Source organism: Bradyrhizobium sp. Rc3b (genome assembly GCF_900114915.1).
In the GTDB taxonomy this organism is placed as follows: Bacteria; Pseudomonadota; Alphaproteobacteria; order Rhizobiales; family Xanthobacteraceae; genus Bradyrhizobium.
In genome coordinates this window covers 127,871-154,166 of the sequence record NZ_FOUS01000010.1, presented here as the reverse complement: position 1 = coordinate 154,166, position 26,296 = coordinate 127,871, and the positions used below count along the sequence as shown (strand labels likewise).

Genomic DNA, 26,296 nt, shown 5'->3' with positions numbered 1-26,296 from the left:
CGCTCCGCAGACCCTCATTATTCAACCTGCTCGGTCAGTCCTCCCTTGGGCGCGACATGCTGCGAGAAACTGCCACCCGCGGCCTCCGAACCAAGACCGAGCCTTATGCTTGGCCTTCCAACGCGCCCGGGGCAGCGCCGTTCCGTGATGGATGCCTGCAGCAGAAGTTTGCCGATTAGCGCCTGGCCTCGTCCGCAATCCTCGCCAGATAATCCCTCTTGCTGAACTGCATATGATCGACACACAGCTGCGCCAGCGCCCAGCTGTCGCGTCCCCTGAGTAGCTCGATCATCATCTCATGCTGCCGCCGCGATTGCGCGAGGCCGTCGCGGTCGGCGAGGTTCTTGGCGCGCATCGGCAGGGTCAGGTTCATGTAGTCCTGGAGCGAGCCCACCAGGTAGGGATTGCCGCAGGCCGAGAACAGCGCGAGGTGGAAAGCGTCGTTGGCTTCGTGGATGCCGCGCAGATCCTGCGCATCGGCTCTCGCGCAATATTGTCGTTGCAGCGCGGAGAGCTCGTCGATCAGGGCTTGCGGCGCGGGCAGAGGGATCATCAGTGCCGCCTGCCGCGTCAGCATCTCCCGGACCTCGTAGATCTGCCGGACCTCCTCGGCCGAGTAGAACCGGACGGTGGCGCCGACGTTCTTCTCGCGGCGGACGATGCCGCGGCGCTCGGCATCCACCAAGGCTTGGCGCACGAAGTGGCGCGAGGTGCCGTAGCGCGACATCAGCGCGTCCTCGGTGAGGCGCGCGCCGGGCGGCAGGCGGCCGAAGATGATGTCCTCCTCCAGCCGCGCGACGACGTCGTCCGGATCGTCGTGCCGGATCGGCATGCTATCTGCGGTGCGAATGTCGGACATGCCCTCGGCCTCCCGGCGTCTGGCCGGCTCGCCCTGTGGAGCAGGGAAGGGACAGATTGTCAATAATTCGTGCCGAAGATCGAGCCTTTGGGCGGAAAATGCGACAATATGGGCCAAGCTTATTGACAATCGAGGTGCGGGCTGTACCACAATGGCAACTGAAGGAGTGGCATGATGACGAGTGGGTTGCGCAAGGGTCTGACGAGCTATGGCGATGCCGGCTTCTCGCTGTTCCTGCGCAAGGCATTCATCAAGGCCATGGGCTATTCCGACGACGCGCTGGAGCGTCCGATCGTCGGGATCACCAATACCTATAGCGACTACAATCCCTGCCACGGCAACGTTCCGCAGATCATCGAAGCCGCCAAGCGCGGCGTGATGCTGTCGGGCGCGATGCCGTTCGTGTTCCCGACCATCTCGATCGCCGAGAGCTTTGCCCATCCGACCTCGATGTATCTGCGCAACCTGATGGCGATGGATACCGAGGAGATGATCCGGGCCCAGCCGATGGATTCGGTGATCGTGATCGGCGGCTGCGACAAGACCCTTCCGGCGCAGGTGATGGCGGCGATCAGCGCCGATTTGCCGACCGTGGTCATTCCGGTCGGTCCCATGGTGGTCGGCCATCACAAGGGCGAGGTGCTGGGCGCCTGCACCGATTGCCGCCGTCTATGGGGCAAGTATCGCGCCGGCGAAATCGACGATGTCGAAATCGAAGCAGTGAACGGCCGTCTCGCGCCGTCGGTCGGCACCTGCATGGTGATGGGTACGGCCTCGACCATGGCCTGTATGATCGAAGCCATGGGCCTGTCGCTGCCGATGAGCGCGACGATCCCGGCGCCGCATGCCGAACGATTCCGCCTTGCCGAGGCGAGCGGCAAGGTCGCCGCCGAGATGGCCAAGACCAAGGGGCCGAAGCCGAGCGAGCTTTTGACACCCGCGTCTTTCAAGAACGCGCAGGTCGTGCTCCAGGCGATTGGCGGCTCCACCAACGGCCTGATCCATCTGACCGCGATGGCGCATCGCTCGCCGCATCGGCTCGATCTCGAAGTGTTCGACCAGATCGGCCGGGAGGTGCCGGTGCTGGTCGACCTCAAGCCGTCGGGCGAGCACTATATGGAGCATTTCCATCACGCCGGCGGCGTGCCGAAGCTGCTGGCGCAACTCGGCGACCTCGTCGATCTCGACGCCAAGACCATCTCGGGCCAGACCCTGCGCAATGTCGTCGCCAATGCCGAGGACGTGCCCGGTCAGGACGCCATTCGCTCGCGTGACAATCCGATTAAGAAAGAGGGCGGCCTTGCCGTGTTGCACGGCAATCTTGCGCCCCGCGGCGCGGTCATCAAGCAATCCGCGGCAAGTCCGAAGCTGTTGAAGCACACTGGGCGCGCGGTGGTGTTCGAATCCGTCGAGGACATGACCTTGCGCGTCGACGATCCCGATCTCGACGTGACCGCCGACGACGTGCTGGTGCTGCGCAATGCCGGCCCGAAAGGCGCGCCGGGCATGCCGGAGGCCGGCTATCTTCCGATTCCGAAGAAGCTCGCGCGCGGCGGCACCAAGGACATGGTGCGCATTTCGGATGCGCGCATGAGCGGCACCGCGTTCGGCACCATCGTTCTGCACATCACCCCGGAATCCGCCGTCGGCGGGCCGCTGGCGCTGGTGAAGAACGGCGACAAGATCAGCCTGGATGTAGCCAAGCGCAGCATCGAGCTCTTGGTCGATGCGGCCGAGCTGGAGCGCCGGCGCGCTGCCTTGAAGCCGGCGGCTGCGCCCGATGAGGCGCGGCGCGGCTATGCCTGGCTGTTCAACGAAACCATCATGCAGGCCGACGAGGGCTGCGACTTCGACTTCATGCAGAGGACTGGGAAGACCGAGACAAGCTGACGAACGACGAGCGCTCAGACCGCACAAGCGGCGGGCGATAACATAGGGGGAAACGATGATTGCACGATCCATGCCAGGATTCTTACATGGGTTGGCGGCTGCGGCCGCCGTGCTGTTCGTGACCGGGGCGGGGGCGCAGGAGGTGAAGCATTATCGCTTCGCCTATGACCAGCCGCGCAACACCGGCTATTCCATCGCGGGCGACATCTTTGCCGAAAAGCTCAAGGAGTTGAGCAAAGGCACCATGATCATCGACCAGTATCCGGGCGCGCAGCTCGGGCAGGAGCCGCAGGTGCTCCAGCTCGTGAAAGCCGGAGACGTCGAATTCTCGATCATCTCCTCCGCCAACACCGCGACGATCTCGCCGCAGGCCGGCGTGATGTCGCTGCACTATTTGTTCCGTGACGAGAAGCACGTGGTCAAGGGGCTGGCCGATCCCCGCGTGTTTGAAGCGCTCAAGACGATGATCGACGAGACCACGCAGGGGCTGCACGTGATCGCGACCGGATCGCAGGGCGTGCGCCACATGTACGCCAGGAAGGAGATCCACAACGTCGGCGACATCAAGGGCGCAAAGGTCCGCGTGCAGGCGACCGCGACCGAGGACACCATGTTCCCGGCCTATGGCGCCCAGACCGTGCACATGCCGTTCGGCAGCGTTTACACCAGCTTGCAGACCGGGGTCGTCGACGTCGCCGAGAACAGCATCAACGTCTACCTCGTCAACAAGCATTACGAGGTGGCGCCGGTCCTCAACATCACCGAGCACGAGGCCAACAACGCGCTGGTGTTCATCTCCGACAAGCTCTGGCAGAGCCTGTCGGCCGAGCAGAAGGGCTGGGTACAGACGGCGGCCAACGAGATCAGCACCAAGGAGCCGGCGAAGGCGTTCGAGCTGGAGCGCACCGCCGCCGAAAAGCTGAAGAAGATGGGCGTGAAGGTCGTCGATAACGTCGACAAGAAGAGCTTTGTTGCGGTCGCCGATCCCTATCTCGACAAGCTCGCCAAGGAGCTCGGGCCGCACGCCGAGAAGATCAAGGACTTGATCCGGTCAATCAATTAGGTCGCTTGCGGCCATCCTTCGAGACGCCCGCCTTGCGGCGGGCTCTCAGGATGAGGTCTAGTTTCGCGGCGAGATTTTAGACCCTCATGGTGAGGAGCCCGTGAAGCGGGCGTCTCGAACCATGCAGGCCGAGTGTGATCGGCAGCTTCCCAGCTGTCACATCCGATAGCTTTGGGACGGGGACTAATGGCCATCGCCGATAAACTGCTCGTGCATCGCCAACGCCACCTGAAATGGCGCTGGCTCGACTGGCTTGAGCTCGCGCTGATGATCCTCTGCGGCGTGCTCTGCTTCGGCTTCTCGCTGTCGGTCACCGCGGACATCGTCACCCGGACCATCGGTCATCCCTGGCTGTGGCTGCAGGAGGTCACCTCGACGCTGTTCATCTACGCGATCTTCATCGGCACGGCCGCTGCGACGCGCCGCAACGACCACCTCTATCTCACCGCGATCTCCGAGGCCTTGCACGGCACCTCGCGGCTGATCGTCGAGCTGATCATCCGTCTCGTCGTGCTCGGTGTCGCCTTCTGCCTGATCTGGTACGGCTACCAGAATTATCTGCGCGGCTTCGGCAGCTTTCGCCTGCCGTCGGGTACGCCGATCGCCTCGCTCTATGCGATTATCCCGCTGTCGGGCGTGCTGATCGGCCTGTTCACCATCGAGCAGCTGGTCAACGGCCTGCGCAACGGCTTCGACCATCCCGAGCCGCCCGAGGAGGATGGAACGCCCATCGTCACCGACGCGCAGGCGAGGGCGCAGCTATGAGCGCACCTGTTGTTCTGGCGTTGATGACGATCTGCTTCCTGTCGTTCGGCTATCTCGGCGTGCCCGTGCCGTTCTCGCTGATGGCCGGCGTTTTCATCGGCGCGATCCTCTCCGACGTTTCGCTCGCGGCCATCATCCAGAAGATCTTTGACGGCGTCGATTCCGAGGCGCTGCTGGCGATCCCGTTCTTTCTGCTGGTCGGCGAGCTCATGAGCTCGGCGAATGTGGTGGTGCGGATCGCGAACCTCTCGGTGTCGCTGGTCGGGCATATCAGGGGCGGGCTGTCGCAGGTCGTCGTCGTCTTCAGCATGTTCTTCTCGGAGATGTCGGGCTCGACCACCGCCGACGTCGCCGTGATGAGCCGCGCGCTTGGCGGGCCGATGAAGCGAGAGGGTTACGAGCCGGCCTTCATCGCCGCCATCATTGCCTCGGCCTCCACAATCGCCGCGCTGGTGCCGCCGAGCATCACCGCCGTGGTCTATGGCGCGGTCGGCAACGTCTCGATCGCGGGCCTGTTCATGGCGGGCGTGGTGCCCGGCCTGATGATCGGCTTCGGTCTGATGCTTTATTGCTACTTCTTCGGCCCCTCCGGCCTGCGCAAGCCGCGCGCGCCGCTTCGGCAGGTGGTGTTCGCTGCCGGCGATGCGGCGCTGCCGCTGATGATCCCGGTGATCCTGCTCGGTGGCATCCTGACCGGCTGGTTCACACCGACGGAAGCCGGCGTGGTCGCCGTGGTCTGGATCGTGCTGGTCGTGATCCCCGCGCTCAATCGCGGGCACATCAAGAGTATCCCTTACGATTTTTGCATTGCCGGACTGATCTTCTCGCTGCCGCTGGTCACCATCGGCGCGGCCAATGCCTTCGGCTGGATGCTCGCTTATCTGCGTGGGGCGAGCTACATCGCCGAAATCATCACCTCGATGGCAGGTAACGATCCGCATCTGATCATGCTGCTGATGGTGCTGCTCTTCACCGTGGTCGGCGATTTCATCGAACCGGTGCCGACCATCATCATCTTCATGCCGCTGGTCAACACACTGACGGAGGCGGGTGACATCAATAGCGTCCATATGGGCGTGGTGCTGATCGCCACGCTGGCCTTCGGCCTGATCACGCCGCCTTACGGGCTGGTGCTGCTGATGGCCTCGAAATTCGTCGGCATAAGTTTCGCGAAAGCGCTACGCGCTGCGTTGCCGATCTATCTGGTGTTCCTGGGGACGATCGCATTCGCGATCTACTTCCCGAGCGTGGTGCTGTGGCTGCCGCAGAAAGTGCTGCCGGAATCGGTCGGCTGCTTCAAGTCGCCGGCGGGGACGGGCTATATCTGTCCGAAGTAACGACTTGCTCGACGCGCCATTGCGCCTGCTCGCGCACGTAACGGAACGGCGTGCCATGGCTATTCTTGAAGTAGCTGCCGCACAGCGCGTTGGCCATCCCCTGCATCACCGCGTCATGGCAGACGAACAGGAGATCGTCGCCGGGATGACGGTCGAGCCACGCCGAGACGCAAGCCAGCGACCGTTTCGTCATGGTGTCCCAGCTCTCGCCGTCGGCTGGCAGGATCGAGACGAGGCCCGTCGCCGACTTGACCCCGTGCTTGATCATGAGGTCGCGAACTGGCAGGCCTTCAAAGCTCCCGAAGTCGAATTCGATGATGCCGTCGTCAATCGCCAGCGGCACCGAGATCGCGGCCGCGATGATCTCGGCCGTTCGCGCCGCGCGGGCCAAGGGACTTGCGACGATGCGGCTGATGCCTGCGCCGCGCAGCATGTCCACGGCCTCGTGCGCCTGCCGCAGACCGTCCTCGTTCAGCGGATTGTCGGTCCGCCCCTGGAATCGTCCCTCGCGATTCCAGTCGGTCGCGCCGTGACGAAGGCCGTAGAACGTACGCGCTGGTGTCGTCACTTCGACTTGCTCGTGAATTTTTTCACGGCGCTGCGAAATTCCTCCGTGTTCATCGCCATGATGATCTTGTGCTCCTCGGCATCGAGCTGCTGCTTCACCGGCGTGGTGGCGGCCTGATAGACCAGCGATTTGGTGCCTGATATCGCCGCCGGCGGGTTCTGCGCCAGACGCTCCGCGAGTTTTCGGGTGGCCGCTTTCAGTTCGGCGGCCGGAACCGTCTTGGCGACGAGGCCCCATTCATAGGCCTGCTGCGCGGTAAAATTGTCCTCGGCGAGAAAGATCTGCAGCGCCCGGCGGGAGCCGACCGTGCCGACGATGCCGACCGTCGAGCCGCCGTCCGGCGACACCCCGATCTTGGCATAAGCCGGCGTGAATTTGGCGTCGTCCGCGGCGATGCAGAGATCGGTGACGAAGGCGAGGCCCATGCCGGCACCGGCGGCCGAGCCGTGAACGCTGGACAACGAGATTTTCGGCATGCGCCGGATGATTTCGATGAAGGCGTGATAGTACTTCAAGAGCTCGCCGACAACAGGCGTCACCGTGCCCGCTTCGGCGGCGGCACCAATCGTCTGCAGATCGCCGCCGGCCGAGAACGCACGGCCTTCGCCTTCGAGCACGACGACCTTGAGGTCGTCGTCGCCTTCGAGATAGGCCGCAAGCTGCTCTAGCTTCTGCGCGATGGCGAGATTGATGGAGTTGAACGCGGCGGGACGGTTGAGCGTGATGGTCGCGATCGGGCCGTCGATCCGCAGCAGGGCGGGATCATCGGGCTGGGAGATGGGAGCTGGCATCTGAGAGAGTCTCCGGCAGGAGGTGGTTGCTGCAACTAAATCGCAGAAGGGCAGGGGTGACAATCCCCGACCGCCGCCCTTGCGCGGGGCGAAACGATAGGCTCAAATGGGGCTGCCTTTGCCAAGGGACGGACACGAGCGCCGGCTCCTCGTAAGGCCAGCAACCAAAATCAGCGAGAGAGGAGACGGCATGGGTCACGCTCGTGTCTTCCGGAAATGGGCTGTCCAATGAGCGACGGTCCGGTGATCATCGTCGGTGCCGGCCATGGCGGCTATCAGGTCGCGGCATCGCTGCGCCAGGCGGGCTTTTCGCAGCGCATTTGCCTGATCAATGACGAGGCGCATCTGCCCTATCAGCGGCCGCCTTTGTCCAAGGCCTATATCAAGGGCTCGGCCGGGCCGGAGAGCCTGATGTTCCGGCCGGAGAAATTTTATCAGGACCAGAAGATCGAGCTGATCGCGGGCCGTGCAGTGTCGATCGACCGCGCCGGCCACAAGGTGCTGCTCGCCTCGGGCGAGACGCTGGCCTACGGTCATCTCGTGCTGGCGACGGGCGCGCGCAACCGGCTGCTTGATCTGCCGAATGCGAATCTGCCCGACGTGAAGTATTTGCGCATCCTCGACGAGAGCGAGGCGCTGCGTGCGATCATGCCCTCGAAGTCACGGGTCGTGGTGATCGGCGCCGGCTTCATCGGCCTGGAATTCGCCGCCACCGCGCGGATCAAGGGCCTCGAGGTCGACGTGCTCGAGCTCGCCCCGCGCGTGATGGCGCGGGCGGTGACGGCGGAGGTGTCGGAGTATTTTCAGGAACGCCATCGCGAGGCCGGTATCCGCGTCCATCTCGGCGTGCAGGCGACCTCGATCGAGGCAGAAGGCGGCAAGGTCACCGGGGTCTCCCTGAGCGACGGTCGGCATCTGCCCGCCGACCTCGTCGTGGTCGGCGTCGGTGTGCTGCCCAACATCGAGCTTGCCGCGGAAGCCGGGCTGCCGGTCGCCGCCGGGATCATTGTCGACGAATATCTTTCGACGGCTGACCCTGACATCTCCGCGATCGGCGATTGCGCGCTGTTCGCAAGCCCGCGCTTCGGCGGATCGCTGCGGCTGGAATCGGTGCAGAACGCCACCGACCACGCCCGCTGCCTCGCCGCGCGACTGACCGGCGACCGCAAACCTTACGACAGCCATCCCTGGTTCTGGAGCGACCAGGGCGACGATAAGCTCCAGATCTCCGGCCTCACCACCGGCTACGACCGCGTCGTGCTGCGTGGCAGCGCCGCGAACAAGGCGTTTTCCGCGTTCTGCTACAAGGGTGAGACGCTGCTCGGCATCGAATCGATCAACCGCGCCGGCGATCACATGTTCGGCCGACGGTTGCAGGGCATGAATCGCTCGATCACGCCGGCGCAGGCCGCGGATGAAAGCTTCGATCTGAAAAGCGCGCTGGCGTGATCAACCAGCGCGGAGCACAGCCGCCACTTCCGCGGCCGTCGGCATCGACGGCCCCGCGCCCATGCGCTGCACGCTGATCGAGGCGGCCGCGTTGGCGAAGGCGAGGGCGGCGCGCAAGGGCACACCGTCAGCCAGTTGCGCGGCGAGCGCGCCGACAAAACAATCACCGGCGCCGGTGGTATCGACCGCCTTCACGGCACGCCCGGGCACGGCGGCCTCTTCGCGCCCCGCAAGCGCAAGCACGCCGCGCTTGCCGAGCGTGATGCAGATGGTCTGGTCCGCGCGCGCCTGAAGTATTCGCGCAACATCGAAGATCTTCGCGGCCTCGTCGCCGTCGGATAATTCCTCACCGGCGAGGAAGCCGAGCTCGGTCTCGTTCAGCACGAGGATGTCGACGAGCGCGAGCAGTTCACCGGACATCTTTTGCGCTGGCGCCGGGTTCAGCAAGGTTACGGCCCCGGCCTCGCGTGCGCGCCCAAAGAACGCGGCAATCGTCGTCAGCGGGATCTCGAACTGGCTGACGGCGACATCGCCCTTCGCCAGCGGCACGTCCGCGACATCATCCGCGCCGACCTGCGCATTGCTGCCGGGAATGACGACGATGGTGTTATCGGAGGCCGCGACCGTGATGATCGCAGTGCCGGTGTGGGTGTCGGCGTCGCGCACCGAGCCGAGATCGATGCCTTGCGCGCCGAGGAACGTCTTCAGCTCAGCCCCGAACGAATCCTTCCCCAGTCGCCCGATCAGCATGGTCTTCGCGCCGAGCCGTGACGCCGCCACCGCCTGGTTCGCGCCCTTGCCGCCTGGAAAATACAGCACCTCGCGGCCGGCGACGGTCTCGCCGACGCGCGGGTGGCGATCGGCGGTCGCCACCACATCCATGTTGATGCTGCCGGCGACGAAAACGCGCCCCATCTGGATCTAGACCCTGACCTCGAACTCGTGCCTGACCTTGGCGATGTCGACGAGCGTCGGCAAGCCGGCCTCGTTGCCGAGGCGCTGGATCTTGAAGGTCGAGGCGGCTCGGGCAAAATCAAAGTGCTCGCGCCAGCTTTTGCCGGGATGGGCGAGGTAGGAATAGACATAGGCGCCGTGGAACACGTCGCCGGCGCCGTTGGTGTCGATCACGCGCTCGCGCGGAATCGGCATCGCCGGCATCACCTGCACCGTCCCTGTTTCGTCGTACCAGAGCAGGCCCTTCTCGCCCATGGTGATGCCGCCGATCTTGCAGCCGCGGCTCTTGAGATAGTCGAGCATCTTCTCCGGCGTCAGGTCCATCTGCTCGCACAGGCGTTCGGCGACGATGGCGACGTCGATATATTCCAGCAGCTCATGGGTGTTGGTGCGCAGGCCGCCGCCGTCGAGTGAGGTCAGAATGCCGGCCTCGCGGCAGACCTTGGCGTAGTGAATCGCGGCATCGGGCTGATGACCATCCACGTGCAGCGCGCGGCAGCCGCCGAGATTGAGCATCGGAAAGGGGTGGATGTGCTCGTCGTCGCGGCAGCGGACGATGGCGCGCTTGCCGTCCTTGGGCATGATGAAGGAGAGCGAGGACTGGTTGACCTTCCGCCCGTGCAGCGAGATCGCGTATTTCGCGCACATGTCCTGGAACATGCGTCCCAGCCAGTCATTGGCCGCGGTGGCGATCAGGTCAGGCACGATACCGAGCTTGGCGCAGCAGAACGCCGCCGTCACCGCGTTGCCGCCGAAGGAGACCGCGTAGTCCGAGGCCACGTGCTTTTCGTCTCCGGTCGGCATGTGGTCGGTAATGAAGACGACGTCGATATAGGTCTGTCCGATGAAGAGAGCCTGCATTGCTTGTCCGTCATGCGCTTTGTGGTCCAGGCCGGCGCGCTTACTGTAGCACCGGTTCCGCTCAGGGATCGCTGAAATTATTCGCAAATCTGCCGCCCCAAGCGCTTGAGGTCAGCATGAGGCCGGAATACGACCATCACCGGGCAATGCCAAGCCCGGACAAACGCCGTGTTTTCTGCGCATTGGTTCCAGGTCAATAAAAGGGTCGATCAAAAGGGGGACATATGATCACCGGCCTCGATCACGTCGTCGCTCTGGTCAGGGATATCGGTGCAGCCAAGGCGGCCTACCAGACGCTGCTCGCCCGCGCGCCGGCCTGGCAGAACTCCGGCGAGGGCGCCGACCGCGTGCTGTTCACCCTCGAGAACATGACGATCGAATTGATGGCGCCGAGCGGTTTCAGCGTGACGGCCGATCGGATGCGTGCGCTGCTCGACGACCAGGAGGGCGTGCTCGCCAGCCTGTGCTTTCGTGTCGCAGACATGAGCAGGATGCACCGGCGGCTGCAGCGGGTGGCCCTGAGCCCGGATCCGGTCGCCGAGGTCGAAAGCAGCGACGACGAGTCGGGCGCCGTCCTGCACTGGAAGCGCACGCGCGCCGCCACGGAACTCACGCGCGGCGTGCGCATGTTCTTCCTCGAACTGGCCGACGAGCGTCCGCTCTCCCCGGCGACCGACGTCGCGCCGATCGACGCACTCGACCATGTCGTCGTCACCACCGAGGATTCCGAACGCGCCGCCGCGCTCTATGGCGCACGGCTCGGGCTCGATTTGGCGCTCGATCGCTCGCACCAGGATTGGGGCCAGCTGATGTTCTTCCGCTGCGGCGATCTCATCGTCGAGGTGGTCCGCCGGCCGGTCGCCGGCGGTGACCACGCGCGTGACCGGCTCTGGGGCCTGAGCTGGCGGGTCGCCGACATTGACGCCACGCGCGCCCGCCTGATCGCCGCCGGCCTCGACGTCACCGAGGTCCGCAACGGCCGCAAGCCCGGCACGCGAATCATGACGGTGCGGAACGGGACGTGCGGCATTCAGACCGTTCTGCTGGAGCGCTCGCCCAAGCCGGTGGGGTGAAAGCGGTCTTTCCACTCGAAGACTCTCGTAGGGTGGGCAAAGCGCAGCGTGCCCACGTCTTGGCTGCTCGATGAGAAGACGTGGGCAAGGCGCAAGGGCGCCTTTGCCCACCCTACGACACCGGCTTGCTTGGCTTTCACTGTCGCGAAACTATGCGGCGGGCTGCCCGCGTGTTACATGCGTACCGACAGCACCCAGCGAGCACTCCACTTGGCGAAGGCAAAGCGAACTCTGAAATGGCAGCGTGATCCCGAGGGCATGCGGCTGCGCATTCTCGAAGCCGCCAAGCAGGAGTTTTCCGCTCACGGGCTCGCCGGCGCACGCGTCGACCGTATCGCGGCCAAGGCCGGCGCCAACAAGCGCATGCTCTACTACCACGTCGGCAACAAGGACGAGCTCTACCTCGCGGTGCTCGAAGGCGCCTATGACAAGATTCGCAGCGAGGAGCGGGGGCTCGATCTCGAGCATCTCGATCCGCCCGAGGCCATCCGGCGCCTGATCGAGTTCACCTGGAACTACTTCCTGCGCAATCCCGAATTCCTGTCGCTGCTGCAGACCGAGAACCTCGCGCGCGCCAAGCACCTGAAGAAATCGACCAAGGTCAAGTCGATGCATTCGCCCTTCGTCGAGATGATCCGCACCGTGGTGCGACGCGGCGTCGACAGCGGCGACTTCCAGGTCGCGGTCGATCCGGTGCAGCTCTACATCTCGATCGCAGGCCTCTGCTTCTTCTACCTCTCGAACTCGGCGACGCTCAGCGTGATCTTCGGCCGCGATCTCCTGGACAAAAAGGCCAAGGATGAGCGGTTGGCCCATATGGTCGGCCTGGTGCTGGCGGCGCTGACGGGGCAGTCCGTGGCCTTGTTCGAGATCGCGAAAGCGCCGAAGTCGCGCAGCGTGGTGGCGCAGACGGTGTAGTGCTCGCTCGTCGCTGGTCGACGATCGGCTGCTGATGCCAAGTTTCTCCGCTGTCCTCGCCCGGGCGATCCAGTATTCCAGAGACAGCGAAGGGATGCGGAGAGGGCGCCGCGTACTGGATTCCCTGCTTTCGCGGAGAATGGCACCGAGAGTGGGGCGGTCTCATGCCCCGGACGCAGCGCAGCAACGTCCCATTTCCAAAGCACCGCGGAACCGCCGCCGCAAAACGTCACAGGGAAAGGTCTGGACAGTATTTATCCAACGGGTTAATTTCTCCCCACAACGAAGAAGACAGCCGGGAGTGAAAATTGGCCGAGCTGAAGCCGCAGAATGCGATCTCCAAGCTGCTGAATGCGGCCTGGGTTCGGCCGTTCTTGTTCCTCGTCTTCATCGTCGTCGCCTGGGATCTCGCCATCCGGCTGTTCAGGATCCCCGCCTACCAGATCCCGTCGCCCCTCGACGTCGTCGCGGTGCTGCGTACCGACTGGCCGGAATTGCTGCGCCAGTCCTGGCCGACGACCTATGCGACGGTCTGCGGTTTCGCGCTGTCCGCTCTGTTCGGCATTCCCGTCGCCATGCTGATCGCGGGCTCGAAGACGGTGGAGAGCTACATCTATCCGCTGCTGGTGTTCTCGCAATCCGTGCCCAAGATCGCGATCGCGCCGCTGTTCGTGGTCTGGTTCGGCTTCGGCATCATTCCAAAGGTGATCTCGGCGTTCCTGCTCGGCTTCTTTCCGGTGGTGGTCTCGGCGGTGCAGGGCTTCAAATCGGTCGATCCTGACATGGTCGATCTCGCCCGCGCCATGCAGGGCAGCCGCTTCCAGGTGTTTTGTGCGGTGAATCTGCCGCACGCGCTGCCGGCGATCTTCTCGGGTCTCAAAGTGTCGGTGACGCTCGCCGTGGTCGGCGCCGTCGTCGGCGAGTTCGTGGGGTCCAATTCCGGCATCGGCTACGTGATGCAGCGCTCGATCGGCACGTTCGACCTGCCGACGATGTTCGCAGCCCTGGTGATCCTCGCGCTGCTCGGCGTGATCCTGTTCTGGATCGTCGACCGGATCGAGAAGCTGGTCATTCCCTGGCATGTCAGCCAGCGCGAGGACGTGATTTTCGCTTCTTAACTAGAACACAAACGGCCACCAACGGCCGAAACAACAACGGCAAGGGAGAGTGACGATGAAGCGGTTGATTGGGGCTGTCTCAGCGGTGCTGATGGTGTTTGCGGCCATGCCGGCGCAGGCGGCCGACAAGGTCGTGCTGATGCTGAACTGGTACGTCTATGGCGAGCACGCGCCGTTTTATTACGGCAAGGCCAAGGGCATCTATGCCGCCGAGGGCATCGAGCTCGAGATCCAGGAAGGCCGCGGCTCGGCTGCGACCACGCAGGCCGTCGCCGCCAAGACTGCCGATTTCGGCTATGTCGACGTCCCCACCATGATGCGCGCCGCGATCAAGGGCGCGCCCGTGGTCGCGACCGGCGTGCTGCTCCAGACCTCACCGATGTCCGCCATGGGCTTCGCCGACAAGAACATCAGGAAGCCCGAAGACATCAAGGGCAAGACGGTGGCGATCACGCCGGCCGATTCCATGACCCAGATCTGGCCGCTGTTCCTGAAGAAGACGGGCCTGAAGGAGAGCGACTTCCAGACCGTTGCCGGCGATGGCCAGACCAAGCTCAATGCGGTCATCAACGGCCAGGCTGATCTGCTGCTCGGCTATGTCATGGACCAGTCGATGAAGATCAAGGACGCCACCGGCAAGGACGTCTACCCGATCAAGTTTGCCGACTACGGCATCAACATGGTCTCCTCCGGCATCATCGCCAATGCCGACTATGTGAAGGCCAATGCCGATCTCGTCCGCCGCTTCATGTCGGCGACGACCAAGGCGGTGGAAGCCGCCGAGAAGGAGCCGAAGGCCGCCGCGCAGTCGATCCTCGATGCCAACCCCAAGGGCGGCAAGATCGACACGCTGACGCAGGGTTTTGAGCTGACCATTCCGCTGTACCGGACCGCGGAGACCAAGAGCAAGCGGCCGTTCCAGGTCACGGACCAGAACATGACGGACTCCGTCAACCTGATGGTCGAATATGGCGGACTGGATGCCAAGGCCAAGGACAACCCGAAAGCCTTCTACACCAACGACTATCTGCCGAAGAGTGGCTCGTGAGCGATCAATATCCGCCGTCGTCCCTGCGAACGCAGGGACCCATAACCACCGGCCTTGATTGTTGCGGAAGGTCTTTCCCCGCGTGCCTGAACGTACCGGCACGGCGTATGGGTCCCTGCATTCGCAGGGACGACGGGGGGAGGGCGCTGCGATGAACCCTGCGACCAAACCAATCGATGTCCAGCCGGCCGCCCATCTGAGACTGGTGAGCGACCGGGCCGCGGGCGATGCCTCGGGCATCAAACTGTCCGGCGTGTCGAAGACCTACCGGACGCGCGACGGCGATGTGCCGTCGCTGCGTCCGCTCGACTTCCACATCAACGACGGCGAGTTCTTCGTCGTGGTCGGGCCATCCGGCTGCGGCAAGTCCACGCTGCTCAAGCTGATCTCCGGCTTGCTGCCGCCGACATCAGGCGAGATTCTGGTCGAGGGCGAGAAGGTGACGACGCCGCACGGCAATGTCGGCATCGTCTTCCAGAACGCGTTACTGCTGCCCTGGCGCAACATTCTGTCCAACGTCATGCTGCCGATCGACATGAAGCGGCTGCCGCGGGACAAATATCTTCCCCGCGCCAAGGCGCTGCTGAAGCTGGTCGGCCTCGAAGGCTTCGAGAAGAAGCTGCCGTGGCAGCTCTCCGGCGGCATGCAGCAGCGCGCCTCGATCTGTCGCGCACTGGTGCACGATCCAAAAATCATGCTGATGGACGAGCCGTTTGGCGCGCTCGATGCGCTGACGCGGGAGCGCATGAATGTCGAGCTGATGCGGATCCAGCGCGAGACCAGGAAGACGGTGCTGCTGATCACGCATTCGATTCCGGAGGCCGTGTTCCTGGCCGACCGCGTGCTGGTCATGACCGAGCGCCCCGGCGCAATCGCCGCGATCTACGACGTACCGCTGCCGCGCCCGCGCTCGCTCGACGTCATGGCCGACCCGGTTTTCACCGAGCTTGTGCAGCGCATCCGCAAGCATTTCTTCTCGCAAGGGGCATTGGACTAAGGCAATGCGACTAATCTCGGCTGCAACCACGACGGCGATGCGCTCCCTCTCCCGCTTGCGGGGGAGGGTCGGGGAGGGGGTGTCTCCGCTCGCGAGGACCCCTAAGAGGAGAAAACCCTCACCCGGCGCGTTGCGCCGACCTCTCCCGCAAGCGGGAGAGGTGCACCGCCGCCGTGGCGAAATCGTCGGGACCAACTAGCACTATGTCACCCCGCCTGAAGCTGCGAGACATCGCCTTCTTCGAACGTCCCGTGCAGTTCGCGCGGCCATTCCGCTTCGGTGCGATCACGATCAACGCGACGCCGCAATTGTTCGTGCGAGTCGAGATCGAGGTGGAGGGCAGGGGGAGCGCGGTCGGCGCCAGTGCCGAGCTGCTCGTGCCAAAATGGTTCGACAAGCGGCCGGAGCTGTCCCCGGCGCAGACGGTGGATGGCTTGCGGCGGTCGCTCGAGATTGCGCGCGGGCTTTATCTTGCGGAGACCGGGTTTCGTCCAGCGTTTGGATTGCATGCGTCGTGTATTGCCGCCCAAGTCAAGGCGTGTGCGGAAGAGGATATTCCGCCGCTTGCAGCGGGCTATGGTCCGGCGGAAATCGACAAGGCGATCCTCGACGCGCTCCTGCGCGCGGTCGGTGCGAGCTTTTTCGAGGGAATGGCTGACAACATCGCGGGGATCGACGGGCGGATGTCACTCGATCTGACCGGCGCCGAGATCGCAGGGTTTCTGAAGGGCCGAACGCCTCTGCCGCGGGTTGCTATACGGCACACGGTTGGCCTCGATGACAAGATCGAGGGCGAGGGTGGGGTAGCGGACGTACGCGAAAACGCTGGCGCTCGCTATTTCAAGCTCAAATTGTCGGGCGATCCGGAAGCAGATGTGGCACGGCTGGCGCGCATCGGCAAAGAACTCGGAAACCTGGATCGTGACTACAAGGTCTCCCTCGACGCCAACGAACAATACGCCGACCTTGCTGCATTGCGTGCATTGATCGATCGCCTTGATGGCGACGCAGCCCTGCACGGAATCTCGACCCGGCTTCTTTACATCGAGCAGCCAATGCCGCGCGATATTACATTCCAGACTGCTCTCGGGTCGCTCGCCACGCGTGACTTCATCATCGACGAAGCCGATGATTCCTACGGAACGTTTCTGGCGATGAGGCCGCTCGGCTATCGCGGCATCTCCTCGAAATCCTGCAAGGGTCTCTACAAATCGATCCTTAACGCGGTCCGCGCCGCGCAATGGACTACCGGCGCTGAAACGTTTTTCATCACAGGCGAGGATCTGACCTGCCAGGCCGGCCTCGCCGTGCAGCAGGACCTCGCGCTCGGCGCCTTCATCGGCGTCACCCATGCCGAACGCAACGGCCATCACTATGTCGACGGCTTTGGCGACACGCCTCTCGCCGAAGCGCGGGCGTTCGCCGCCGCGCATCCCGATCTCTATGCCGATACCGGGCAGGGCATTCGCCTCTCCATTCACAACGGCGATCTCCTGACGGGATCGCTCCACGCAACGGGCTTTGCGACGTCGGTTCATCCGGACTGGTCGGCGCTCCGCCCGCTCGAACAGCCGAGATCACTTCAGGAGCATTTGACATGACCACCCAACGCCTCGGCCTCATCATGAACGGCGTCACCGGCCGCATGGGGCTCAACCAGCATCTGATCCGCTCGATCGTCGCGATCCGCGAGCAGGGCGGTGTACGGCTGAAGAACGGCGACCGCGTGATGCCCGATCCGATCCTGGTCGGCCGCAGCGCCGAGAAGGTCGAGGCGCTCGCCAAGCGCTACAACATCACACGCTGGACCACCGATCTCGATGCGGCGCTCGCCGACAAGAACGACACCATGTTCTTTGATGCCGCGACCACGCAGGCGCGCCCGGGTTTGCTGACCCAGGCGATCAATGCCGGCAAGCACGTCTATTGCGAGAAGCCGATCGCGACGAATTTTGAGGAGGCGCTTGAAGTCGTCAAGCTCGCCAATGCCAAGGGCGTCAAGCACGGCACGGTGCAGGACAAGCTGTTCCTGCCCGGCCTGAAGAAGATCGCGTTCCTGCGCGATAGCGGCTTCTTCGGCCGCATCCTCTCGGTGCGCGGCGAGTTCGGCTATTGGGTCTTTGAAGGTGGTTGGCAGGAAGCGCAGCGGCCGTCCTGGAACTATCGCGACGAAGACGGCGGCGGCATCATTCTGGACATGGTTTGCCACTGGCGCTACGTGCTCGACAACCTCTTCGGCAATGTCCAGAGCGTGAGCTGCATCGGCAACACCGACATCCCCGAGCGTTTCGACGAGCAGGGCAAGAAGTACAAGGCGACCGCGGATGATTCCGCCTATGCGACGTTCCAGCTCGAAGGCGGCGTCATCGCCCACATCAATATGTCTTGGGTGACGCGCGTCTATCGCGACGACCTCGTCACCTTCCAGGTCGACGGCACCCATGGCTCGGCGGTCGCGGGGCTCAGCGACTGCATGATCCAGGCGCGGCAGGCCACCCCGAGGCCAGTGTGGAATCCCGACGAGAAGCGGCTGCACGATTTCTACGGCGACTGGCAGAAGCTGCCTGACAACGTCAGCTACGACAACGGTTTTAAGGAGCAGTGGGAGATGTTCATCCGTCACGTCTACGAGGATGCGCCCTACAAGTTCACGCTGCTCGAAGGCGTCAAGGGCGTGCAGCTCGCCGAATGCGCGCTCAAGAGCTGGAAGGAGCGGCGCTGGATCGACGTCGCGCCGATCAAGGCGTGAGATCGATTGGATAAGTCTCGATGTCTGTTAAGCCGTCACTGCGAGCGAAGCGAAGCATTCCAGAGTCTTTCTGCAGAGGCAGTCTGGATTGCTTCGTCGCTTCGCTCCTCGCAATGACGGGGAGAGGTCTGAAGTCATGAACAAGCCCGTTCTGCCGATGTCGTCATTGTCGCTCAAGCTGCCCAAGGCCGACCGGTCGATCGAGACCTACCGGCTCGCAGCCTCCCGTACGTTTCCCGCAAAGCTCGAAGGACCGCTGAACCGCATAGCCTTCTCGGCCGTGCACACGGTCGTCGATCCCTTCGCGGACAACGATCCCTGGCTGTCGGCTGCCGTCGACTGGGACAAGACCATCGCCTTCCGCGAGCACGTCTGGGACCTCGGTCTTGGCGTTGCCGAAGCCATGGACACCGCTCAGCGCGGTATGGGGCTGGACTGGCCGACCTCGCTGGAGCTGATCACGCGCTCGGTCGCCGCCGCCAAGCGCCGCAACGCGCTGGTGTTCTCCGGCGCCGGCACGGACCATCTCGTGGTCGAGGATGCCAGGAGCCTCGACGACGTGATCCGCGCCTATGAGGAGCAGATCTCGGCGGTGGAGAAGGTCGGTGGCCGCATCATCCTCATGGCATCGCGCGCGCTGGCCAAGCTTGGTCGCAACGCTGACGATTACGCCAAGGTCTATGACCGCGTGCTGTCGCAGGTCCGTGAGCCCGTGATCATTCACTGGCTCGGCGACATGTTCGATCCGGCGCTGGCGGGATATTGGGGCACCGGGGATCTCGACAAGGCGATGGACACGGCCGTGGCCATCATCAACGGCAACGCCGCCAAGGTCGATGGCGTAAAAGTCTCTCTGCTCGACAAGCAGCGCGAGATCGACATGCGCCGGCGCCTCGACAAGCGCATCAAGATGTACACCGGCGATGACTTCAATTACGCGGAGCTGATCGCCGGCGACGAGCAGGGCTTTTCGCATGCGCTGCTTGGTATTTTTGACGCCATTGCGCCGGCGGCATCCTACGCACTGTCGCGGCTGGCGGCCGGCGACGAAGCCGGATTCCACGACGTGCTGGGGCCGACGGTGCCGCTGTCGCGTCACATCTTCAAGGCGCCGACGCGGTTCTACAAGACCGGCGTGGTGTTCATGGCGTATCTCAACGGCCACCAGGACCATTTCACCATGGTCGGGGGACAGGAGAGCACGCGCTCTACGTTGCATCTGGCCGAGCTGTTCCGTCTGGCCGACAAGGCCGGCCTGCTCGCCAACCCTGAACTCGCGACGCAGCGGATGAAGACCGTGCTCGCCACCCACGGTATCGAATCCTGATGCGCGAATTTTCGTCCGACCATCGCTGGTTGTCGCTGAACACGGCAACCGTCCGCAAGCAGGGTGACCTGGTCGAGATCATCAATGCCTGTGCAAAGCAAGGCATCCGCGCCATCGATCCCTGGCGCGACCAGGTGGCATCCGTCGGCCTCGACCGCGCCGCGCGCGCAGTGCGCGATGCCGGCCTCGAGCTCTCAGGCTATTGCCGCGGCGGCATGTTCACCTCGGACGCATCGCGCCGGAGTGAAGTGCGCGACGACAACAGGCGCTGCGTCGACGAGGCCAAAGCGCTGGGCGCGCCCTGCATCGTCCTGGTCGTCGGCGGCCTGCCGCAATATTCGCGGCCGGGCAGCGAGGCCTCGAAGGACATCGTGACGGCACGCGGGCAGGTCGAGGAGGCTCTCGCCGACATGCTCGACTACGCGAGGCAGGCCAAACTGCCGCTGGCGATCGAGCCCCTGCATCCGGCTTACGCGGCCGACCGCGCCTGCGTGAATACGACGAAGCAGGCGCTCGACATCTGCGACCGGCTCGATCCTGCTCGCAGCGGCATGCTCGGCGTCGCGCTCGACGTCTATCACATCTGGTGGGATCCGGAGCTGATGAGCCAGATCGCGCGCGCCGGCAAGGATCGCCTGCTCGCGTTCCATGTCTGCGACTGGCTGGTGCCGACAAAGGACATCCTCAACGACCGCGGCATGATGGGCGACGGCGTCATCGACATCAAATCCGTGCGGGCGGCGGTCGAAGCGGAGGGCTTTGAAGGCTATTCCGAGATCGAGATCTTCTCCCACGATTGGTGGGGCAAGCCGATGGAGGAGGTGCTGCGGACCTGCATCGCGCGGCATAAGGCGGCGGTGTAAAGTTACCACGAGTGGCGGCCCCTACGGGCTGGCGAGCTGTTGCAGCGTGTTGAAGCGGACGTTCTGCCCGCTGTTCGGCGTCGATAGAACTGGTCCAGCGCAAGTTCGCCCCGCTGGCGAGGCGGCGAGCTGGTCGGAGTACCACCAAAGATGTGGTGGACTGCCATCAGCTTTCAGGCAGAATGTCATCATGCCGATGCCGCAGCCTCGCCACAGTCTGTGCCAGATCGGATGCGGTAATCAGTGGCATCAACGATCAGCAGGGACGGCGGATGTACCCATGCCTGTTGACCTTGAATGGCCCCGACGTGCAACCGTCGGGGCCATTGCCGTGTCCGGCGTGACATGGCTGGCGAGCTTTGCCGAAGGCACTGGCGTGCTTTGGCGCGGCGAAGGACCGCCAAGGACGATCTGCAATTCAATGCGCCGTGCCAAACTGGTTTTGCGATCGAATTTGTCGGCCACGGCCGTTCGCCGAAAAGTCGGACGATTGCGCTATCATTGATTCACCGTCAAACACCGGACTATCACCTGTCAATTCGATCTGCGAAGCTGTGACAACAGAATGCGCTTGCAAACAAGCAAGCGTGAAGAGAGGTTCGCAGTGGATAAGGTGCAGCGTTTGCGTGCGATGAGCTCACTATGCCGCCAACAGGCCGCGTACAACAGCATGAACAAATGGAAGCTGCTCGCAGAAGCGGAATACTGGGATCATCTGGCTAATCTCGAGTTGTCTTCTCACTTCCAGCAATGCAACGCGATCACAAACACGAATGAGGCTGGGCAGTCCTCGTGAGGTCGGAAACGAGGCTGTCGCTTGCGTTACGTGCCGCCGCACCCTCACAGAGAGTGCGCGGCAGCGACATACATGGTCTCGTCGAGCTTTGAAGCAGGACGATTACGTGACCCCGCTTCGTTCGACCGCGACGCAAATTGCAACGAGAGAACGCGATGCCGTCCTCACGGCCCCGCGACCTGTTGCAGCGTGTTGAAGCGCGCCTTCTGCTCGCTGCTCAGCGTGGCATAGAACTCGTCCAGCGCAGGCTCTACCAGCTTGGCGGCCGTCAGCATCGCCTCGAGCCGGTGCTGCATCGCCTCCAGCCGTCCGACCGGCGTCAGCGGCACATCGTTCGGGCAAGCCGCTTGCAGGCCTTCAACGCCTTTGGCTGTCGCTTCGCTGAGGCGGTCGAGCGCCTCCTTCTGCTTGCCGGCTGGGTGGAGCACAGCCTCGATCCTTTGGATCGGCAGCTGGGTCAGGCTGGATTTCGGATCGCCGCAGCCCTCGACGTTGGCTTGTTGCTGCGGCGAGCGCTCGCCGACATTCGGGCCGAGCGCATTGAAGCTGGCCTTCTGCTCGTCACTGAGCGAGTTGTAGAAATTCTCCAGGGCCGGTCGAACGATCTTGACGGCTTCCAGCGTCGCGCTGATGCGGTTCATCATCGCGCGCAGGCGGCCGGGGGGAGTTAGTGCATAGGTCTCCGCGCAGGAGTCCTTGAACACGCCGGCAGCGTTGGCCGCCGCGGTCTTCAATTCATCGAGCAGCGCGCGTTGCTCCGGCGTCGGCCGCACCGCTTTCGCGATATCGGCAAGCGGCCAGGCGGTGACGCCCTTGTCCGGTGTGCCGCACAGTTGCTGTAGCGTTTGCGGGCTCACGCTCGCGCGCGGACGGGCGCGACTGCTGCCGCCGGCTTGCGGATAATCATACGGGTTGGTGCTGGCATAGGCGGAGTAGGGGCCGTCACCACCCCAGAACACGGTGTCGACGAAGTCGTCATAGGCATATGCCCAATAACCGGGCTCGTAGCCATAGGACCAGAACGTGTAGTTGAAAATGTCGGAATAAGCGTAAGGCCAGAACACCGGCCCAAGCCACGCCACGAACACCGCGGGATGGCGGTGTCGCCAGGCCTGCCGGGGAGCCCAGCCGCTCTGGCGGGTGGTGAGCGCCGCCTGGGCTTGCGCAGGGGCCTGCTCGCGGAAGCGCTCGGCAAATCGCCCGCGCTCGGCCGCCTGCACGGCGGCGACGGCAGCGGCGGCTCGCCCAACTGTGGCGGGCTCGGGGCCCAACCGCTGCAGGCGCGCCTGATCGCGCTGCTGCATGCTCTGTTCGCGCTGGAGCAGGCGGTTCTGCGTCTGCAGCGTCCGCTCCTGTGCACGTTGCGCCCGCACGCCTTCCGGCTTCTGCGACTGCAATTGCTGCACGCGCTGTTGCATCCGATCGATGCGGCTCTGCCGTTCCGAGCTCTGACGCGTGAGCATCTCGCGCTGCCGCTGCTGCACGATTTGCTGTCGCTGCTGGATCTGCTGCTGATGCTGCTGCGCGCGCTGCTCCATCCCCTCCTGTCGCGGCGGCCGCGCGGTCACAGCCGATGGCCCGCTTGGACGCGAGGGGGCGGCGATATGCGGCGTCGGCCGCGGGGCCATGGCCGGACGTTGTGGTGCTGCCTGCGCCCGGTGGATTTCAGGTCGCGGCGCTGCCACGTGCGGGGCGGCTCGCGGCGGTGGTGCTGCAAAACGGGGGCCCGGACGCGGCGGCGGTGCTGCAAAACGGGGGCCCGGACGCGGCGGCGGTGCGGCGATGTGGGGCGCCGGGCGCGGCGCCATGGCCGGTCGCTGCGGCATGGCCGGTGGATGGAACGCCGGGGCGGCGGGACGTGCCATCGCTGGCGGCGCCGCCGGACGGGCCATGGCCGGCGGTGCTGCTGGCCGTGCTGCCGGCGCTGCGGCCGGACCGGCAGGTCCGCCCCTTCCATGTCCCTGGCCGGGTCCTTGGGCGAGCGCGCCGACGCTCGTCGCCAGCATCGAGACACCAATGAAAGCAGCCGTAAGGCAAGCGCCATGCGGAAGCATGATTGTCGCTCCCAGCTCGTAATCGCCCACGACGTTCAACGCGCAGCTGGCGGAATCGTTCGTTGCCGGCCGCGGCCGGCATTGCGATCTTCCGACGCAGGCCGCCTCAAGAGAAATCCTGCGTCAGGGTGGTGGCGAGCCGCTCTAACGCCCAGTCGACCTGGTCGCTTGTGATTACCAGCGGCGGAGCGATGCGGATCGTCTGCTCGTGGGTATCCTTGGCCAAGATGCCCTTGCTCTGAAGCGCCTCGCAGTAGCGGCGGGCGCGGCCGGCCTCGGGATGCAGCTCAACCGCCAGCATCAAGCCGCGCCCGCGCACCTCGCGGATCGTGTTGGCGCGAATGTCTTTCAAGCCTTCCAGAAAGCGCGCGCCCTGCCTGGCCGCGTTCTCGATCATGCCTTCCTCGGTCAGCACGCGCAGCGCCGCGCGCGCCACCGCGCAGGCAAGCGGATTGCCCCCAAACGTCGAACCATGCTGGCCGGGCCTCAATGTCCCGAGCACGTCGTTGTTCGAGAGCACGGCCGATACCGGATAGAAGCCGCCGGACAAGGCCTTGCCGAGCAGCGTCACGTCCGCCTCGATTCCCTCGTGCTGTTCGGCGAGAAGCTTGCCGGTGCGGCCGAGCCCGGTCTGGATCTCGTCGAGTACCAGCATCACGTTGTTGGTGGTGCAGAGCTCCCGCACCTCAGCGAAATAACCGGCTGGAGGAAGGATGACACCGGCTTCGCCCTGGATCGGCTCGACCAGAAAGGCGACCGTGTTTGGGGTGATTGCCTCCGCCAGCGCCGTGGCGTCGCCGAACGGGATGATCTTGAAGCCCGGCGCGAACGGGCCGAAATGTGTGCGAGTGTCGGGGTCGGTTGAAAAGCCGACGATGCCCAGCGTGCGTCCGTGGAAATTATTGGCGCAGACGATAATCTCGGCCTGGCCGTCCGGCACGCCCTTCACCTCATAGCCCCATTTGCGCACCGACTTGATCGCGCTTTCGACCGCCTCGGCGCCGCTGTTCATCGGCAGCACCTTGTGGGAGCCGGTCAGTGCCGCGATCTCTTCGTAGAAGGGGGCGAGCTGGTCGTTGTGGAAGGCGCGCGAAGTGAGCGTCAGCCTGTGCGCCTGTTCCACCATCGCCGCCAGGATCTTGGGGTGGCAGTGGCCCTGGCTGACCGCCGAATAGGCCGAGAGGCAATCGAGATAGCGGTTGCCCTCGGTATCCCAGACCCAGACACCTTCGCCGCGGGACAAGACGACCCCGATCGGCTCGTAATTATGGGCCCCAAAGCGTGCTTCCGTTGCGACGAAATCAATGACCGACGCGCTCATCTGTCGTCACTCCATGGCTGCGCGCGGCGGTGCCAACCGACTGCACCGCCGGCCCTCAGCTTGATCTGGGTATCAACTTGCCGCCTTGGAAGTCTTCATCCCTCCGGTGGCGTAGCCCGATCTGATTTGCCAAAAGTATCAGAGGGTTCTCTACTGTGCATGGGGTTGTTTTCGCAGTTTTTGGTGTCGAGCCCTCAGCCGATCGTACAGGGCACGCTCAAAAAGCCGCGAAACCGCACCCGTCCGCCCCGCACCGGCTGGCCACTGACGGCATAGTTCGGGAAGCGCGCCAGGAACCGCGAGATCGCAATCGCGCCCTCCAGCCGCGCCAGCGCCATGCCGGCGCATTGATGCGCGCCGGTGGCGAAGGCGAGATGCCGGTTCGGTGTGCGCGCGATGTCGAAGCTCTCGGGGTCCGGAAACTGTGCGGGATCGCGGTTGGCGGCGCCAATGCACAGCGTCACCGACGTGCCGGCATCGAGCATGACGCCGCCGAGTTCGATCTTTTCCGTGGTCATGCGGTTGCCGAGCTGGTTCGAGCTCTCATAGCGCAGCATCTCCTCGACGGCGGTCTTGATCATGTCGGGATTGCCGATCAGCCGCTGCTTCTGGTCGCGATTGCGATCCAGCGCGACGAGGCCGTTGCCGATCAAATTGGTGGTGGTCTCGTGCCCGGCATTGAGCAGGAAGATGCAATTGTGCAGCAGCTCCTTCTCGGTCAGCCGCTCGCCATTCTCCTCACCCTGGATCAGGCGTGTCAGCACATCGCGCTCGGGATTGCCCGGCTTGTCGCGCCGGCGTGCCACCAGCGTCTGGAGATAGCTGAGAAAATCCGTCACCGCCTTGTTGCCGCGCGCGGCGACCTCGGGCAACACCACGGGTTCGAGCGCACCCAGGATCGCCAGCGACCAGTCGCGCAGTGGCCCGCGTTCCTCGTGAGGCACGTCGAGCAGATTGCCAATCACCTCGATCGGGATGGACGCGGCGAAATCCTCGATCAGCTCGCAAGCCCCTTTGGCCGCGATGGCATCGAGCAGACCGTCCACCAGCTTGACGATGTCAGGCTCCATGCCGGCGATCGCCCGCGGCGACAACGCGCCCATGATCAGGCGACGCACGCGGGTATGCGCGGGCGGATCGTTGAAGACGAGGCTGGTGGTGTGATGCTCGTAGAGCGGGGTGTCGCCGTATTTCGGCGCGAACTCGCGCTTCTTGTCCGAGCTGAACGACTTGGTGTTCTTGTAGGTGGTGACGAGATCGTCATAGCGGGTCAGGAACACGGTGCCGCTGCGCAGGCGCTTGACCGGCTCGTTCTCCCGCAGTGCACGATAGGTCGGGTAGGGGTCGTCGTAGAATTCCGGCGTCAGCTTCTCGAGGTCGAAGCTTGCCGCCAGCGCCTTCGCATCTGCGTTCATCCCGTTATACTCGCCGGTTAAAGCCGTTATGCCGTTTTTGTTGTTCTGGTCGGCGCACGCATGCGTCTACAGTCTGCCCA

23 protein-coding genes are annotated in these 26,296 nt (G+C 64.2%); 15 read left to right on the top strand and 8 right to left on the bottom strand.

The features are described 5' to 3' along the window. Positions 1-175: 175 nt before the first annotated feature. A complete protein-coding gene (locus tag BM190_RS23885) occupies positions 176-859 on the bottom strand; it encodes a GntR family transcriptional regulator (protein ID WP_092259637.1) in 684 nt (227 codons plus the stop codon). 174 nt (positions 860-1,033) lie between these two features. Between BM190_RS23885 and BM190_RS23880 the strand changes: the two genes are divergently transcribed. From BM190_RS23880 to BM190_RS23865, 4 genes are all read left to right on the top strand, one after another. Next, entirely contained in the window at positions 1,034-2,749 is a 1,716-nt protein-coding gene (locus tag BM190_RS23880; RefSeq protein WP_177237256.1) for an IlvD/Edd family dehydratase, read from the top strand. Between the two features lie 55 nt (positions 2,750-2,804). Continuing rightward, positions 2,805-3,812, top strand: coding sequence for a TRAP transporter substrate-binding protein (locus BM190_RS23875; RefSeq protein WP_018322809.1), 1,008 nt, complete (start codon positions 2,805-2,807; stop codon positions 3,810-3,812). Positions 3,813-3,998: 186 nt separating this feature from the next. After that, positions 3,999-4,577, top strand: a complete 579-nt coding sequence (locus BM190_RS23870; protein ID WP_018322810.1) for a TRAP transporter small permease — start codon at positions 3,999-4,001, stop codon at positions 4,575-4,577. Continuing rightward, a complete protein-coding gene (locus tag BM190_RS23865; RefSeq protein WP_092259633.1) occupies positions 4,574-5,914 on the top strand; it encodes a TRAP transporter large permease in 1,341 nt (446 codons plus the stop codon). The genes BM190_RS23870 and BM190_RS23865 overlap by 4 nt, the downstream gene beginning before the upstream one ends. Here BM190_RS23865 and BM190_RS23860 read toward each other — a convergent pair. Beyond that, positions 5,874-6,482, bottom strand: a complete 609-nt coding sequence (locus BM190_RS23860) for a histidine phosphatase family protein (protein WP_092259631.1) — start codon at positions 6,480-6,482, stop codon at positions 5,874-5,876. The genes BM190_RS23865 and BM190_RS23860 overlap by 41 nt on opposite strands. Further along, a complete protein-coding gene (locus tag BM190_RS23855; protein ID WP_092259629.1) occupies positions 6,479-7,273 on the bottom strand; it encodes an enoyl-CoA hydratase/isomerase family protein in 795 nt (264 codons plus the stop codon). The genes BM190_RS23860 and BM190_RS23855 overlap by 4 nt, the downstream gene beginning before the upstream one ends. A gap of 228 nt (positions 7,274-7,501) precedes the next feature. On the opposite strand from BM190_RS23855, the gene BM190_RS23850 reads away from it, so the two are divergent. Continuing rightward, entirely contained in the window at positions 7,502-8,722 is a 1,221-nt protein-coding gene (locus BM190_RS23850) for an NAD(P)/FAD-dependent oxidoreductase (protein ID WP_092259627.1), read from the top strand. On the opposite strand, the gene BM190_RS23845 is transcribed toward BM190_RS23850, so the two are convergent. Together BM190_RS23845 and BM190_RS23840 are read right to left on the bottom strand one after the other, a co-directional pair. Then, on the bottom strand, positions 8,723-9,637 hold the full coding sequence (locus tag BM190_RS23845; protein ID WP_092259625.1) for a ribokinase: 915 nt from the start codon (positions 9,635-9,637) through the stop codon (positions 8,723-8,725). It lies immediately after the preceding gene. 6 nt (positions 9,638-9,643) lie between these two features. After that, a complete protein-coding gene (locus BM190_RS23840; protein ID WP_018322816.1) occupies positions 9,644-10,537 on the bottom strand; it encodes a sugar kinase in 894 nt (297 codons plus the stop codon). 224 nt (positions 10,538-10,761) lie between these two features. Between BM190_RS23840 and BM190_RS23835 the strand changes: the two genes are divergently transcribed. The 10 genes from BM190_RS23835 to BM190_RS23790 all read left to right on the top strand — a co-directional run bounded on the left by BM190_RS23835 (position 10,762) and on the right by BM190_RS23790 (position 21,426). Beyond that, on the top strand, positions 10,762-11,610 hold the full coding sequence (locus tag BM190_RS23835) for a VOC family protein (RefSeq protein WP_018322817.1): 849 nt from the start codon (positions 10,762-10,764) through the stop codon (positions 11,608-11,610). A gap of 210 nt (positions 11,611-11,820) precedes the next feature. Beyond that, positions 11,821-12,528, top strand: coding sequence for a TetR/AcrR family transcriptional regulator (locus BM190_RS23830; protein WP_177237255.1), 708 nt, complete (start codon positions 11,821-11,823; stop codon positions 12,526-12,528). A gap of 308 nt (positions 12,529-12,836) precedes the next feature. Beyond that, positions 12,837-13,646 carry an ABC transporter permease gene (locus tag BM190_RS23825; protein ID WP_018322819.1) on the top strand — a complete coding sequence of 270 codons (810 nt, stop codon included), beginning with the start codon at positions 12,837-12,839 and terminating at the stop codon, positions 13,644-13,646. 55 nt (positions 13,647-13,701) lie between these two features. After that, positions 13,702-14,694, top strand: coding sequence for an ABC transporter substrate-binding protein (locus BM190_RS23820; protein WP_177237254.1), 993 nt, complete (start codon positions 13,702-13,704; stop codon positions 14,692-14,694). A 151-nt stretch (positions 14,695-14,845) separates the two neighbouring features. Continuing rightward, positions 14,846-15,691 carry an ABC transporter ATP-binding protein gene (locus BM190_RS23815; protein WP_018322821.1) on the top strand — a complete coding sequence of 282 codons (846 nt, stop codon included), beginning with the start codon at positions 14,846-14,848 and terminating at the stop codon, positions 15,689-15,691. 203 nt (positions 15,692-15,894) lie between these two features. Continuing rightward, positions 15,895-17,292: a hypothetical protein gene (locus BM190_RS23810; protein ID WP_092259619.1), complete on the top strand. Its 1,398-nt coding sequence runs from the start codon at positions 15,895-15,897 to the stop codon at positions 17,290-17,292. Next, positions 17,289-18,440 (top strand): Gfo/Idh/MocA family protein, encoded by a 1,152-nt coding sequence (locus tag BM190_RS23805; protein WP_092259617.1) that lies wholly within the window; start codon positions 17,289-17,291, stop codon positions 18,438-18,440. The genes BM190_RS23810 and BM190_RS23805 overlap by 4 nt, the downstream gene beginning before the upstream one ends. A 136-nt stretch (positions 18,441-18,576) precedes the next feature. Further along, positions 18,577-19,767 carry a dihydrodipicolinate synthase family protein gene (locus BM190_RS23800; protein ID WP_092259615.1) on the top strand — a complete coding sequence of 397 codons (1,191 nt, stop codon included), beginning with the start codon at positions 18,577-18,579 and terminating at the stop codon, positions 19,765-19,767. Next, positions 19,767-20,630, top strand: coding sequence for a sugar phosphate isomerase/epimerase family protein (locus BM190_RS23795; RefSeq protein WP_092259613.1), 864 nt, complete (start codon positions 19,767-19,769; stop codon positions 20,628-20,630). The genes BM190_RS23800 and BM190_RS23795 overlap by 1 nt, the downstream gene beginning before the upstream one ends. Positions 20,631-21,234: 604 nt before the next feature. Next, positions 21,235-21,426 carry a hypothetical protein gene (locus BM190_RS23790; RefSeq protein WP_092259961.1) on the top strand — a complete coding sequence of 64 codons (192 nt, stop codon included), beginning with the start codon at positions 21,235-21,237 and terminating at the stop codon, positions 21,424-21,426. A 164-nt stretch (positions 21,427-21,590) separates the two neighbouring features. Here the strand turns inward: BM190_RS23790 and BM190_RS23785 are convergent, their stop codons facing one another. The 3 genes from BM190_RS23785 to BM190_RS23775 form a co-directional block, all read right to left on the bottom strand. After that, a complete protein-coding gene (locus BM190_RS23785) occupies positions 21,591-22,964 on the bottom strand; it encodes a Spy/CpxP family protein refolding chaperone (RefSeq protein WP_244550716.1) in 1,374 nt (457 codons plus the stop codon). A gap of 622 nt (positions 22,965-23,586) precedes the next feature. Then, entirely contained in the window at positions 23,587-24,801 is a 1,215-nt protein-coding gene (gene rocD, locus BM190_RS23780; RefSeq protein WP_092259610.1) for an ornithine--oxo-acid transaminase, read from the bottom strand. 194 nt (positions 24,802-24,995) lie between these two features. Continuing rightward, a complete protein-coding gene (locus tag BM190_RS23775) occupies positions 24,996-26,216 on the bottom strand; it encodes a cytochrome P450 (protein WP_092259608.1) in 1,221 nt (406 codons plus the stop codon). Between the last annotated feature and the right edge of the window lie 80 nt (positions 26,217-26,296).